This window comes from Corynebacterium sp. HMSC08D02, from assembly GCF_001807505.1.
Taxonomy (GTDB): Bacteria; Actinomycetota; Actinomycetes; order Mycobacteriales; family Mycobacteriaceae; genus Corynebacterium; species Corynebacterium pseudogenitalium.
In genome coordinates this window covers 97,321-110,538 of the sequence record NZ_KV789235.1, presented here as the reverse complement: position 1 = coordinate 110,538, position 13,218 = coordinate 97,321, and the positions used below count along the sequence as shown (strand labels likewise).

At 54.8% G+C, this 13,218-nt stretch carries 13 protein-coding genes and 1 tRNA gene; 8 read left to right on the top strand and 6 right to left on the bottom strand.

The window, feature by feature from the left end; translation table 11 throughout:
• The first annotated feature begins 94 nt into the window (after positions 1 to 94).
• From HMPREF3170_RS00830 to HMPREF3170_RS00820, 3 genes are all read left to right on the top strand, one after another.
• Positions 95 to 180 (top strand) — tRNA-Leu (locus tag HMPREF3170_RS00830).
• 68 nt (positions 181 to 248) lie between these two features.
• Positions 249 to 905 carry a TVP38/TMEM64 family protein gene (locus tag HMPREF3170_RS00825; protein ID WP_070477203.1) on the top strand — a complete coding sequence of 219 codons (657 nt, stop codon included), beginning with the start codon at positions 249 to 251 and terminating at the stop codon, positions 903 to 905.
• Between the two features lie 43 nt (positions 906 to 948).
• Positions 949 to 1,497: a MarR family transcriptional regulator gene (locus tag HMPREF3170_RS00820; RefSeq protein ID WP_070477109.1), complete on the top strand. Its 549-nt coding sequence runs from the start codon at positions 949 to 951 to the stop codon at positions 1,495 to 1,497.
• On the opposite strand, the gene HMPREF3170_RS00815 is transcribed toward HMPREF3170_RS00820, so the two are convergent.
• The 3 genes from HMPREF3170_RS00815 to HMPREF3170_RS00805 are packed head-to-tail and all read right to left on the bottom strand — an operon-like array spanning position 1,475 to position 3,983.
• Positions 1,475 to 2,680, bottom strand: a complete 1,206-nt coding sequence (locus HMPREF3170_RS00815) for an SPFH domain-containing protein (RefSeq protein ID WP_176754853.1) — start codon at positions 2,678 to 2,680, stop codon at positions 1,475 to 1,477. The genes HMPREF3170_RS00820 and HMPREF3170_RS00815 overlap by 23 nt on opposite strands.
• Positions 2,680 to 3,111 carry an NfeD family protein gene (locus HMPREF3170_RS00810; protein ID WP_070477107.1) on the bottom strand — a complete coding sequence of 144 codons (432 nt, stop codon included), beginning with the start codon at positions 3,109 to 3,111 and terminating at the stop codon, positions 2,680 to 2,682. The genes HMPREF3170_RS00815 and HMPREF3170_RS00810 overlap by 1 nt, the downstream gene beginning before the upstream one ends.
• A 26-nt stretch (positions 3,112 to 3,137) precedes the next feature.
• A complete protein-coding gene (locus tag HMPREF3170_RS00805) occupies positions 3,138 to 3,983 on the bottom strand; it encodes a DUF3097 domain-containing protein (protein WP_070477105.1) in 846 nt (281 codons plus the stop codon).
• Positions 3,984 to 4,016: 33 nt separating this feature from the next.
• Between HMPREF3170_RS00805 and HMPREF3170_RS00800 the strand changes: the two genes are divergently transcribed.
• Positions 4,017 to 4,766: a hypothetical protein gene (locus tag HMPREF3170_RS00800; RefSeq protein ID WP_070362450.1), complete on the top strand. Its 750-nt coding sequence runs from the start codon at positions 4,017 to 4,019 to the stop codon at positions 4,764 to 4,766.
• On the opposite strand, the gene HMPREF3170_RS00795 is transcribed toward HMPREF3170_RS00800, so the two are convergent.
• The 3 genes from HMPREF3170_RS00795 to HMPREF3170_RS00785 all read right to left on the bottom strand — a co-directional run bounded on the left by HMPREF3170_RS00795 (position 4,756) and on the right by HMPREF3170_RS00785 (position 8,408).
• Positions 4,756 to 5,808, bottom strand: coding sequence for a ferrochelatase (locus HMPREF3170_RS00795; protein WP_083290777.1), 1,053 nt, complete (start codon positions 5,806 to 5,808; stop codon positions 4,756 to 4,758). The two genes, HMPREF3170_RS00800 and HMPREF3170_RS00795, sit on opposite strands and share 11 nt — an antisense overlap.
• Before the next feature lie 19 nt (positions 5,809 to 5,827).
• Positions 5,828 to 7,375 carry an NlpC/P60 family protein gene (locus tag HMPREF3170_RS00790; RefSeq protein ID WP_070477201.1) on the bottom strand — a complete coding sequence of 516 codons (1,548 nt, stop codon included), beginning with the start codon at positions 7,373 to 7,375 and terminating at the stop codon, positions 5,828 to 5,830.
• 547 nt (positions 7,376 to 7,922) lie between these two features.
• Entirely contained in the window at positions 7,923 to 8,408 is a 486-nt protein-coding gene (locus HMPREF3170_RS00785; RefSeq protein WP_141742142.1) for an Rv1476 family membrane protein, read from the bottom strand.
• A gap of 288 nt (positions 8,409 to 8,696) precedes the next feature.
• On the opposite strand from HMPREF3170_RS00785, the gene acnA reads away from it, so the two are divergent.
• The 4 genes from acnA (at position 8,697) to HMPREF3170_RS00765 (ending at position 13,218) form a co-directional block, all read left to right on the top strand.
• Positions 8,697 to 11,477 (top strand): aconitate hydratase AcnA, encoded by a 2,781-nt coding sequence (gene acnA, locus HMPREF3170_RS00780; RefSeq protein ID WP_070477099.1) that lies wholly within the window; start codon positions 8,697 to 8,699, stop codon positions 11,475 to 11,477.
• A 113-nt stretch (positions 11,478 to 11,590) separates the two neighbouring features.
• A complete protein-coding gene (locus tag HMPREF3170_RS00775; RefSeq protein ID WP_070362446.1) occupies positions 11,591 to 12,154 on the top strand; it encodes a TetR/AcrR family transcriptional regulator in 564 nt (187 codons plus the stop codon).
• A 26-nt stretch (positions 12,155 to 12,180) separates the two neighbouring features.
• A complete protein-coding gene (locus tag HMPREF3170_RS00770; protein ID WP_070362445.1) occupies positions 12,181 to 12,909 on the top strand; it encodes a glutamine amidotransferase-related protein in 729 nt (242 codons plus the stop codon).
• A 39-nt stretch (positions 12,910 to 12,948) separates the two neighbouring features.
• Positions 12,949 to 13,218, top strand: a complete 270-nt coding sequence (locus tag HMPREF3170_RS00765; RefSeq protein WP_070477096.1) for an ACT domain-containing protein — start codon at positions 12,949 to 12,951, stop codon at positions 13,216 to 13,218.

Sequence of the window (13,218 nt, the reverse complement as noted above, 5' to 3'; positions counted from 1 at the left end):
GTTTGGGCATTTGTACTGGCGATTTGCATCTTGAATCAACGTCACTCTATAGTAGTGCAAGTGCCCAGCCGAGAGGTTGAAAGCAAAACACCCAGCCCGGGTGGCGGAATGGCAGACGCGCTAGCTTGAGGTGCTAGTGTCCTATTAACGGACGTGGGGGTTCAAGTCCCCCTCCGGGCACAATGACCGGCTTCCTCCAGGAAGCCGGTTTTTTGTTTAGGCCGCACTTAAAGACGAAGGGCAAACGGATGCGCCAACAGTCACCACTACGCGTGATGCTCATTTTGGTACTTCTCGCAATTGCACTGTGGGTGTGGCGCTTCTTTGAAATACCTTCGCTGTCGACGTTTCGCGAGTGGGCTGATAGTACGGGAGCCTGGTTTCCAGTCGTTTTTTGGTTGCTCTACGTACTCATCACGCAGTTCCCGATCCCCCGTACGTTGCTCACCATTTCCTCCGGTGTTCTCTTCGGTGGTTGGTTCGGGATTCTGCTCGCTATCACCGCAACGACGGCCTCAGCAGGTCTTTCGCTAACCGTTGTGCGGTTTCTTTTACGTGACTGGGTTGAGAGCAAAATTTCTCACCCCAAGCTTCACATGATTAATGAGCGGTTGGAACAGCGCGGTTGGCTGGCTGTAATGAGCCTGCGACTCATCCCCGGTATCCCTTTCTCGGTCATGAACTACGCTTCAGCGCTAAGTCGAGTCCGGCTTTTGCCGTTCATGGGGGCAACGCTCATCGGCTCGGCTCCTAACACGATTCTCGTTGCATTGTTCGGAGACACGTTGAGCGGAGATGCAAACCCAGTGCTTCTCGGCGCCGTGTTTGCACTGTCTGTTCTTGGCGTGACAGGACTGATTATCGACGCGCGCCACCCGGCGAAGCCGCGTCGAATAGAAGAGTAAAGGCTCGAGCGTGTACTTTCTTGAAGCACGCTAGTATGTACGCATGATTGCTGTGCATGCACGTTACCGTGGTCGCGAAAAAGGTCGCGCCGCGTTCGTCGAGTCCTCGGCTCACGCGCTCTCGACGCTTCCGGGTGTTTCGCCGTTCGAAGTCATTGGCGTTGAGGATATCCGCACAACAGTGGATGGGCCGGAGACAGCACTTAACCTCATTATGGCGCTGCTGTCAGATGGTAATTGGGCTGTCGGCCTGGGAATCACGCGCAGGCGACGTGCGCAGTTTGCCGCCACTGAGGCTGTCGGCACACGTGCAGCGCAAGTGAAAGTTATCACGGATGCTCATGCGCCTGACACCGAGGCAGAAGATATCTCAGCGACGTTTGCCCTGCTGGCGCACATTCTGCATAAGCGAACGTTTGAAGGCCGCGAAGCCACATCGCTCGTGCGCTCTGGGCTCAACCAAAATGAAGCCGCAGCGCAACTAGGTATTTCTAAACAGGCAATGAGCCAGCGCCTGCAGGCCGCCGGGTGGCAGGCCGAGCAGGCTGGCTGGAAACTCGCGCTACACCTTATGCGTCGCGCGAGTCATTAGATTCAATTGCCCGGTGTTCGCCCTTTTGGGCAACTTGCGGCGTTTCGGTCGGGGTAGAGACTTCGTCGAATGCGCTTGTCGGATCCGGGTCGTCGACGTGCTTGTTCGCGACGGCACGCGCCTCTGCAAGTGCCCGAGCAAGTTCAGGATCAGTGGAGGTATCAAACCACTGGTCCGTGCTGTCGTCTTCGCCGGCCATAGCGCGCGTTTGTGAATCTGCACGCTGGGGTTCGTAGCGGAACACTCCGTCGCTGTCCTTGCCAGCGAACGCCTTGGCGAACTGCTCCAAAGAATCGCCAAAGCTGTTCGGAATCATCCACATCGTTGATGCTTCATTGGCCGCGATCTTAGGCAGCTTCTCCAGGTACTGGTACGCAAGCATCTCCGGCGTCACCTCTGAGGACTTGATCGCCGCGTTGACTTTCTGAATGGCTCGCGCTTCACCTTGCGACTCAAGATATTTCGCCGCACGCTCGCCTTCCGCGCGTAGAATCATCGCCTGGCGCTCAGCTTCAGCCGCGAGAATAGCAGCGTGCTTCTCGCCTTCAGCAGAGAGGATTCGCGCCTGCTTCTCACCTTCGGCAGTCTTGATGTCCGACTCGCGCTTACCTTCAGCGGTAAGGATCATGGCGCGCTTTTCGCGGTCGGCTTTCATCTGCATTTCCATCGATTGCTGAATCGATGGTGGCGGATCAATCGCTTTCAGCTCAACGCGGCTAATACGCAGTCCCCACTTGGCGGTAGCAGCGTCAAGCTCACCCCTCAGGCGCCTGTTAATAGTTTCTCTCGAGGTCAGCGTTTCCTCAAGCGTCATCCCGCCGACGACATCACGCAACGTCGCGACGGATATTTGCTCAACACCTACCAAGTAATTATCGACGCCGTAAATAGCCTTTGCCGGATCGTTAATCTGAAACGTCACCACAATATCAATTGCGACGGTGAGGTTGTCCTGCGTAATTACTGCTTGCGGAGGAAACGAAACGACCCTCTCGCGCGTATCAACGCGCGCTCTAACACGATCAATAAACGGCACCAGTAGTGTTAGCCCACCGGAAACGGTCCGTGTATAGGACCCCAGACGTTCAATAACTGCTGACTCACCTTGCGGGATTAGCTTCACAGATGCGAGCAGCACCGCGATTACCAAGATGAGCAGCAGCCCCAGTATTACCAAGGCCATTATGGCGACTCCTTCCATACGACAGCGATTGGGCCGTCAATATCTGAAACGATGACTGTGGAACCAGACTTAATGGTGTGGCTTGGATCAATTGCTCTCGCGGACCAAAGCGATCCGTCCAGTTGAATCTGACCGCTGCTCGGCGTGATCTCCTCAACCACTTGTGCACTCGTGCCAATGAGTGATTGGCCAAGCTCCCCCACCGTAGATGGGCGGCGCAAGCGCCTGTGCAAGTAAGGCCGGAGGAGGAACCAGAAACCGGCCGAAGCAACTACAAACGCCCCGATTTCAACCCCCAAAGGCACCCCGGCAAGCGCAATAGCAGACGTAGTAAGCGCCCCTGCTGCAATCATGAGGAACGTAAACTCCCCTACGGCGAGTTCAGCAACTGCGAATGCTACGGCAATGCCTAGCCAAATAAGACTACCCACGGCTTCACTATACAGAAACGATTCGGTCAGCAGTCGGATTTCTTAAGCTGCGGATTGGTGACAAAATCCACGAGTCGCTCAACTGCGCCGATAAGGGTGGAATCAAGATCTCGGTATGTCTCGACAGCATCGTAGACACGCCGCCAGCCATCCTTCGGACTGCCCCACCCGGCACGTTGGCATACCCCTGTCTTCCAATCCTCTCCGTAAGGCACCTTTGGCCAGTTCTTCAACCCAACTCGTTCCGGCTTTACGGCTTCCCAGATGTCGATGTATGGGTGGCCTGTGACAAGTACGTGTGGACCTACCCCCTCGACGAGGCGGGACTCTTTTGTGCCTTCGATGAGGTGGTCAGCAAGCACACCGATGCGTCGCCCCGGTCCCGGGTGGAACTCCTCCAGCCTGTCGCTCAAGTTGTCAAGCCCCTCAAGATACTCAACGACGACACCTTCGACTTTGAGGTCGTGCCCCCATACCTTCTGTACGATAGCGGCGTCGTGAATACCTTCCACCCAAATTCGGCTTGGCTGCGCAACTTTCGCTTTCGCGTTAGCTACTTTCCGTGAACCGGAGTTTGAGTGGGTGCTCGATTCCTGCTGCGGAGCGACATAGCGGTGTAAGGAGACTCGCTGTCCCTCTACTTCGAAGGCTCCGGGAAGCATCTTAAAAAGGCGTTGTTGCCCGTGCCTGTCCTCAAGACGAACGAAATCACCGTCGTACGTACGCTCAAAACCAACTACGGCTCCCACGAATTCGTCGCCCACAATCTCAACGATGATGCCCGGCTCTGCGGGGATGCTGGGATACTTGGGCTTCTTGTTGCGCGAATGCCCTTGGAAAATATCTCCGCTGTAACGATTATCCGGTGTCATAGTGGCACTAGTCTATCGGTTACCATCAGACGAATGAATCTTCGCGCGCATGTTTACTCGCCACTGCAAAACACTGCGGTGTGGATCGCAGCGTGGTTGTATCACGTGACGTCGACAGACGAAACGCTCGCAGCACTTGACGAGCTCGGTGGAGGCCACCATTATGGCACCGGTGGGGGCGTAGAATTGCTCACCGAAATTCGCAGGGTAGCTAATCTTGAGTCCCGCGAGCCGGTCGTGCGGCTAGTCCTAGGTGGAGCGGGCGACACTCCTGCGCTGTGGGCGCACACAGCAGCGGCGGAAGCAATGACGGATGCAGGAGCCTTGATCATCATCGGGGCAGAAGGGCTCTATCACATTCTCATTCCGAGCTTCGAAACAGACGGCGTGCACTGGCGGTGGTTCGAGGATTATCGACGCCCACCAGAACCAGACTGGCTATCTCCTGGTGAGGCCGACCAAATGCTGAGAAGCGCAACAGATCAAGCTGCGATGATGATTGAGGCCGTCGCCCAGCCCAACGAAACGCTGTCCTCACCCCGACTGACGGTCGGCCATATCACCGATTTCTATGACACCCCAGGATTGCCAATTGCCACCACGCCAAGGGCAGCTCAGATTTTTGCGCGCGCGGATAGAGTCTCGGCGATCGTCGAGACGGTGACAGATCGGCTGGGAGATCACTCTTTTGATCAGCACTTGCTCGTATTGGGAAGGAGCATCCGAAGAGCGCGAACAGCAGGCGTTGCGGAAGCCGTTCGCGATTTTCGGGCTACTCGGTAACGCGCGGACGAATCGGAGCGCAGCAATCAGTGTGGCAAGGAACACCATTTTCGGTGCAGCCCTGCACCGAAATCGTGGACAGCGTAGGAGGCGTCGTGCCGCGGCTAATGCATTCTGCAATGTCAACGATCATCGATGCGAACCGCGGCTCGAGACCGATAGTCGGGACCCTGGTGAATTCAACGCCGAGCTTGTCGCACTCAGCCTTCAATTCGGTATCGAGATCCCACACAACCTCCATATGGTCAGTCAAGAACCCGATCGGCACGCAAACGATGTGAGTGACTCCCTGTTGATGGAGCTCCTTGACGCGGTCGATAATATCGGGCTCTAGCCACGGAGTCTGCGGGTTGCCGGAACGCGATTGCCAAACGTTTTCGTAAGTCTCTACTCCTGCATGCTCTGCGACGAGGCGCGAAGCCTCAAGGACCTGTCGCGAGTAAAGATGTGCGTCCTCGTGGCCGCCAGCGGCGGCATCTGCAGCTGTGGGAATTGAGTGCGCCGAGAAGAGGATCCGGGTCGTTCGCAAAGCCTTGTCATCAAGTGACTCCATTGCTTGCTTCAACGAATCGCCCATGAGCCGGACAAACGTTGGGTGCCCGTAGAACTGCCACAGTTTTGTGAAATGCAGCTCAGGGTGTGCCTGGTGCAACCGAGCAATATCCTCATCATACTGACGGCAAGCGGAGTAACCGCCCCAAGCGCTCGTAGCGAAAACGAGGATGTCCCGATGCCCAGCTTCTGAGATTTCGCGTGCGGTATCTTCTGCGAAAGGATGCCAATTCCGATTTCCGAAATAGACCGGAAGATTATGCCCCCGCCTACTCAGCTCGGCACGAAGCTGCTCGATGATTTCTAGATTTTGGCCATTAATTGGGCTCACTCCACCGAAGTGGAAATAGTGCTCACCAACTACTTTCAACCGCTCTTTCGGGATGCCCCTGCCGCGTGTGACATTTTCGAGGAATGGAATTACTTCGTCCTCCCCTTCTGGTCCACCGAAAGAGAGCACGAGCAACGCATCGAAATTTTTGAATGCCATGGGGAATGATTCTAATGAACTAAAGCAGACGGACTGCATTCGCTGACATACCAGACCAACGAACTGGAGCAATCTGAACATTCTGGCCAGCTTGGGGAGCCTCGATCATCATGCCGTCGCCGAGGTAAATTGCCACGTGCTGACTGCCGCCAGGGCCCCAGAACAAGAGATCGCCACGCTGTGCTTCACTCGGCGCAACTGGAGTTCCTCGCTGGTACTGGTAGCCCGTGTAGTGCGGCAGCGAAATTCCTACGCCAGCAAAGGCGTAGAGCACAAGCCCAGAGCAATCGAATCCAGACATGCTCCCGCCATTCACACCCACAGTTGGACCATTCGCGTCACCACCGCCCCAAACATACGGCGTACCGATCATCGCTTCGGCACGTGCGATTACTGTCTCTACAGACGAAGAATTTGCCGACGGTGCTAAGGCAGACCGAACTTCATTCGTAATCGACTCGAAGGTGCCAACTGCAGGAACGACCTGTGACAGATCGGAAGTAGCAGACTCAGGCTGACCAGCGGAGGAATCAGCAGCCAGAACACTATTGAGTCCCTGTGCGAAAGCAGCAATGACTTCACTTGTGCTCGAGCCTCCATAGGGGTTCGCTGTTTCGCTGTGATCAGGCTGAGAGGAACCAACGAGGGCTTCAGAAGCGACGATGGTTGCTGCTTGGGTCAGCAAGTCAGTGACATCGCTCCCCTCGGAGTACTCCAGCCGCGGCGTATCTGCCTGGTTGGAGACCTCCACATATCCACCTGTACGCTGCGCCGTATTCACGGCTTGTACTAGTGCTTGCTCATTTGGAACGTCAGCTCCGGGAGCAATTTCGTTCACTCGTTCTTCGACGGCGTCAAGAAGCTCAGGCGAAACCTCATACGTTTCAGCTGGAGTCTCGTGAACCTCAGCTGACTGCGGCGCAGGGCTATTTGAGATGCCACGTTCCTGCGCGACGTCGCTCTCGATGCTGTTCAACTCCGCAGATGCAGCCTCACGCTGCTCAATGACATCGTCTAGCTGTGAAGACAGAGAGGCAAGCTCATCACGCGTAGCGGTTTCAGCGGCCACAGCTTCATCCGCAGCCTGCTGCGCAACTTCACTGGCCTGGCGCTGCAGAGATTCATCGTTCGCAGCCTCGAGGCGAGCTTGCTCAACTTCGGCAAGCTTTTGCTGTTTTTCCTCGCTTCGTTGACGGAGAAAGAGTGAACGGTCAAGTACATCCTTTTGCGATTGCTCTCCACCGAGTGCCTGAATCGGGCTTCCACCAGCGGAGTTGCGATACTGCGACCGAGTCACTGCGGATAGCTCAGCACGAGCTTTCTCAACTGCCGCCTGCGATTCCTCCAGACGACGCTTCGCCTCCTCAGCACCGCGGCGTGCCTGCTCAGAACGAGACTGAGCATCATGGAGGTCTACAAAAGCACGATTTGCCGCTTCCCGTAGTTGACCAATTTTCAGGTCTAGTTCGGCGATCTCAGCTTGCGATGCTGAAAGCTTGGCTACTAGAGCAGACGCAGTTGACTGCGCTGCGGGAGCAGCAACAGCAGGGCCCACAGGAGAGCTCAATGAAAAAGCCAACGCGAAACTGGTTGAACAAGCAAGGGTGCTGGACCAAACCTGGCGAGCACGCGTTCGCGTGCTCTTCGACGGGGTAACCACGAAGGTGCTCCTCACGCCGCACCCAACATCAACTCATGCAAAGTCTCACGCCGGGCAAGCAAGCGAGTGACTAGCTCGCTGTCAGGCAAACCCGACCTGTGAAGACTCCGCGTGCTGAGACGAGTACGGCTCTGTTAAATCGACTACTGAAAACAGCCTCACGGTTGTGTACGACGCAAACATAGACGTGGTTTGACTGGACCACACGTGTCAAAAGTCAGTGCAACTTCCTTGACTAGAGGAAAGCTCTGGCACGTTTGCAACACACCTCAGCTCATGAGGCAACAAACAAACCATACGACACTTAACTGATTTGTTACACAAACTTTATCTTCAGTAACAGAAGTTAAGGATTTTCACTTGACGACGAGAGCTCTAACCTTGGATTATGTAGGCACAAAAGTAGCAGTGTGATTATCGTCACTTAAAAGTTGCTAATCGAAATGTCAAGTCTCTACGCCTGACGCCAATTCTGGATAGCGGTGGCTCCACACGTGACGATGAGGACTACTGCAACCGCAATCAATACCGAAATCCAATCAAGCTGCCTAGAGGTTGCCTCTTGCAGAAACTGCGCCACCCCATCTTCGTAGCTTGAGGCCCGTACAGAGGCGAGCTGGCCAGCCTCGATTGAGGAACGTGGAAACTTTTCTGATGTAGCAATGGCGACATTGGGCGTTCGGATATAGATAGTTTCGATTCCGGTGGCAAGATTGAGGTCTTGCGCCAGATCTCTTAACTCAGGAATGCGGGGAGGCGTCGAGTCGAGAAAAACGAGCCCCACATTAAGGCCAGAATGATCATGCGCGCTCGACAAGGTGGAAGATAGTGACTGTTCCAGGCTGCCGGTGCCTTCATTGACAGTCTCGAATGCGATACCGTCAATATTGAGCTGATCTACAAGGCTATCGAATCGTGGATCTGGATTTTGGTATTGCATGTCGCGGCTACATTCCTCTGCGGTCGATGGGCCCCTCATTCTATCCTGTATGGCGATAACCGCCTTGTACTCCCCCGTACGGTTCGCCTTAACTGCGGAGATTGTTGGGTTGTGCCCCAAATGGGGGGTTTAGCTCCATTTTTTCTCAAATCTTCCCTGTTGGACAACAAACATTACATCCGTACTGTTATCATTGCTACGCATAGGCGGTTAATCGCATATCTTTGAGGTTGACCGTTTGGACCTTGTTCCAATTTATCTGGTTTACGACGAGAAACGGAGCTTACTGTGACCGAAAGCAAGAACTCCTTTAACGCCAAGAAGTCGCTTCAGGTCGGCGAGAAGTCTTATGACTACTTCGCACTTGATGCGGTTGAAGGCATGGAGAAACTTCCATACTCCCTCAAGGTTCTTGGTGAAAACCTCCTCCGCACTGAGGACGGCAAGAACGTGACCAAGAAACACATCGAGGCTATCGCGAACTGGGATCCAGATGCCGAGCCATCTGTAGAAATTCAGTTCACCCCTGCCCGCGTCCTTATGCAGGACTTTACTGGTGTTCCTTGTGTCGTGGACCTGGCCACGATGCGTGAGGCAGTTTCCACACTCGGCGGTGATCCTGATCAGGTCAACCCGCTGAACCCAGCCGAGATGGTCATTGACCACTCTGTGATCATCGAGGCGTTCGGTTCCACCAACGCTCTCGACAAGAACGTCGCAATCGAGTACCAACGCAACGAGGAGCGCTACCAGTTCCTGCGATGGGGTGCTGAGAACTTCTCGAACTTCCGCGTTGTGCCACCGGGGACCGGTATCGTTCACCAGGTCAACATTGAGTACCTCTCCCGCGTTGTATTCGATAACGATGGAGTTGCATACCCAGACACCTGTATTGGTACCGACTCCCACACCACCATGGAAAATGGCCTTGGCATCCTGGGCTGGGGCGTTGGCGGTATTGAGGCTGAGGCTGCAATGCTTGGCCAGCCAGTTTCGATGTTGATCCCACGCGTTGTCGGATTCAAGCTCACCGGTGAGATTCCTGCCGGCGTCACCGCTACCGATGTTGTGTTGACGATTACCGAGATGCTGCGCGAGCACGGCGTGGTTCAGAAGTTCGTCGAGTTCTACGGCAATGGTGTAAAGCAGATCCCACTTGCAAACCGTGCGACGATCGGCAACATGTCGCCTGAGTTCGGCTCCACCTGTGCGATCTTCCCAATCGATGAAGAGACCATCAACTACCTGCACCTTACCGGTCGTTCCCAGGAGGACATCGACCGTGTGGAGGCATACGCGAAGGCTCAGGGCATGTGGCTTGAGCAGGACGCTCCAGAGGCGAAGTACTCCGAATACTTGGAGCTTGATCTCTCAACGGTCGTTCCGTCAATCGCTGGCCCGAAGCGTCCGCAGGACCGCATCCTCCTGTCCGAATCCAAGGACACCTTCCGTAAGCAGCTGCCAGACTACAACGATGCTGGCAACGAGACCTTCGAGCCAGTTCGTGCGGCGAAGGTTGAGACAGTTGACTTCAATCAGTCCTGGCCTGCAAATGGAGAATCTGCAGCGGTCGGCGCAGAGGGTCGTGCTTCGAAGCCCGTTATCGTTGAGTCGCCGCAGGGTGGCGAGTACACCCTGGATCACGGCATGGTTGCGATTGCAGCTATTACTTCCTGCACCAACACTTCCAACCCATCGGTCATGGTTGGCGCTGCTCTGCTCGCACGCAAGGCTGCGGAAAAGGGTCTGAAGGCGAAGCCATGGGTTAAGACAATCATGGCACCGGGTTCCCAGGTTGTCGACGGCTACTACGAACGCGCCGATCTCTGGAAGGACCTCGAGGCTGTTGGCTTCTACCTCACCGGCTTCGGCTGTGCATCCTGCATCGGTAACTCTGGTCCTCTGCCAACAGAGGTCTCCGACGCTATCAACGAATACGACCTGACCGCGACCGCAGTCCTGTCTGGCAACCGTAACTTCGAGGGCCGCATTTCTCCTGACGTCAAGATGAACTACTTGGCTTCGCCTCTGCTCGTCATCGCCTACTCCATCGCTGGCACGATGGACTTCGATTTCGAGACCCAGCCACTTGGTCTGGACCAGGATGGCAACGACGTCTTCCTGAAGGATGTATGGCCATCAACTGAGGAAATTGAATCCACCATTGCTGGCACAATCTCCCGTGAAATGTACGAGGCTGACTACGCCGACGTCTTCAAGGGTGACAAGCAGTGGCAGGATCTGGATATCCCAACCGGCAAGACATTCGAGTGGAACGACGATTCCACGTACATCCGCAAGGCCCCGTACTTTGACGGAATGCCAGCTGAGCCAAACGACGTTTCGGACATCGATGGTGCTCGCGTACTTGCCAAGTTGGGTGACTCTGTGACGACGGACCACATCTCCCCTGCTTCGTCCATCAAGCCAGGTACGCCGGCAGCAAACTACCTCGATGCAAACGGCGTCAAGCGTCAGGACTACAACTCCTTCGGCTCACGTCGTGGTAACCACGAGGTCATGGTTCGCGGTACCTTTGCCAACATCCGTCTCCGCAACGAGCTTGTTGAAGACGCTGGTGGCTACACTCGCGACTTCACCCAGGAAGGTGCACCGCAGGCATTCATCTACGATGCTGCACAGAACTACCAGGCCGCTGGTATTCCGCTTGTCGTCCTGGCAGGCAAGGAATACGGCACTGGTTCTTCCCGCGACTGGGCTGCAAAGGGCACGAAGCTGCTCGGCGTCCGCGCTGTCATCGCTGAGTCCTTCGAGCGTATTCACCGTTCGAACCTCATCGGCATGGGCGTGCTTCCACTGCAGTTCCCAGAAGGAAAGTCTCACGCATCGCTCGGGCTCGACGGCACAGAGACGATCTCCATTAGCGGCATCACAGCGTTCAATGAGAACGGAACGATCCCTGAGACCGTCCGTGTATCCGCAACGAAGGATTCCGGCGAGACCGTAGAATTCGACGCTGTAGTCCGCGTAGATACACCAGGTGAGGCTGAATACTACCGTCACGGTGGTATTTTGCAGTATGTTCTTCGCCAGATGGTCAAGAACTAACACCGTAGTTACGTAACACGCTTGAGGGGTCTCCGCGGTATGTGGTGACCCCTTAAGTCTTTCTTTTTCTCCAATGCAATTATTAAGTAGCTCGAAAGGTTGGGCGCCTGACTATGCCGATCATTAGTGATGCAGAGCTCGCGCGGCGTCGCAAAGAAATCTTGGATGCGTCGAGAGCATGCTTCGCCAAGTATGGGTTTGAAGGAGCTACCGTAGCTCGTTTGGAAAAGGCCACTGGCAAAACGCGTGGTGCTATTTTTCATCACTTCGTAGACAAGGAAACGTTGTTTCTCGCCATCGCCAGCGAGGACGCTGAACGCCAAGCTGAGGTAGTTAGCCGACAGGGGCTCGTAGAAGTTATGCACGACCTCTTGCAACATCCGGAAGAAAATGACTGGTTCGTGACGCGTTCTGAGATTGTTCGAAAGCTCCGCACAGATCCTGCATTTGAAGCTCGGTGGAGGAAGCACCAGGAAGTACTTGATGAGGCTGTGCGGAAACGGCTGGAATCGAATACGGCGATGCGGCAAGATGTGCCAATTGAAGTAATGCAGACCTATCTAGAGACAGTTCTGGAAGGGTTCATAATCAAATTGGCCGCAGGTGAGCCACCAGAGCAGCTGGAAGCAATGCTAGACGTTGTCGAGCAGTCTGTTCGATCTTCGGTTTCTAGCTAGCTACCGGGCGATATAGACTGTTCGTCATGTCTAAGTTGCTTATGGTGTCGCTGCGAAATGGTGAGATCGGTGCTGACGTTGCTCACGCCGAGTACAACGACGTACTCAAAGCGACGAAGATGGATCAGACAGCTATAGAGCTCTGTCATATCTCTGACGAGCACGCCCAGCTGAAGTCACTGGATTCAGTTGAAGGCGTGATCGTTGGAGGTTGTTCTTTAAACGTTTCAGATGCACATACCTCAGCGTGGGCGCAGCATGTAGATGCTGTGCTCACTGAGGTTGTGGAATCTGGAAAACCCGTGTTCTTCGTTTGTTTCGGAACGAGCTGGCTGGTGCACTACCTCGGAGGAAACATCGTTCACACGCATCCAGAGGACTCTGGCCCGACACAGGTTTCGCTTTCAGACGCCGGTAAACGTGACGTACTGCTTCAGGGGTTCCCAGGGAACTTCACAGCGCTGACCGGACATACCGAGAATCCTGACGAGTCCACCCTCCCGCCCTCACTTGAGATATTGGCAGTTGGGAATAGTTGTCCGGTTCAGATGATTCGGTACGGTGATCATGTTTGGGCGACGCAATTTCATGCGGAGATGGATGCCAAAGCAATGCAGACTCGTATGGACTTCTTCGCTAACTATGGGTACTTCTCTCCGGAAGACTACGACAAGATCGTAAAGGGGCTGCCTCTTCACGATGTTTCGTGGGCAAACAGAATTTTACAATCATTTACGCAATACTGCGTGGGTTGAGTAGAAACAACTTGTTTCTGGTAGCTAGAATTCCTACTTATGCATGCAATCATCACAACCACAGGTAAAGACCGTGTAGGCATCATCGCAGGAGTTGCGATCGCCGCGGCTGAGGTAAACCTCAATATCGTAGATGTTTCCCAAACTCTCATGGATGACTTCTTCACCATGATCATGCGTGTGGAACTTCCCGAAGGCGATGTAAACATGGAATTACTGCAAACTCACCTTTCAGCAGCTGGTGAATCTTTGGGGGTCATTGTTCGGATCCAGTCCGAGGACCTTTTCACCGCCATGAACGAAATCTAG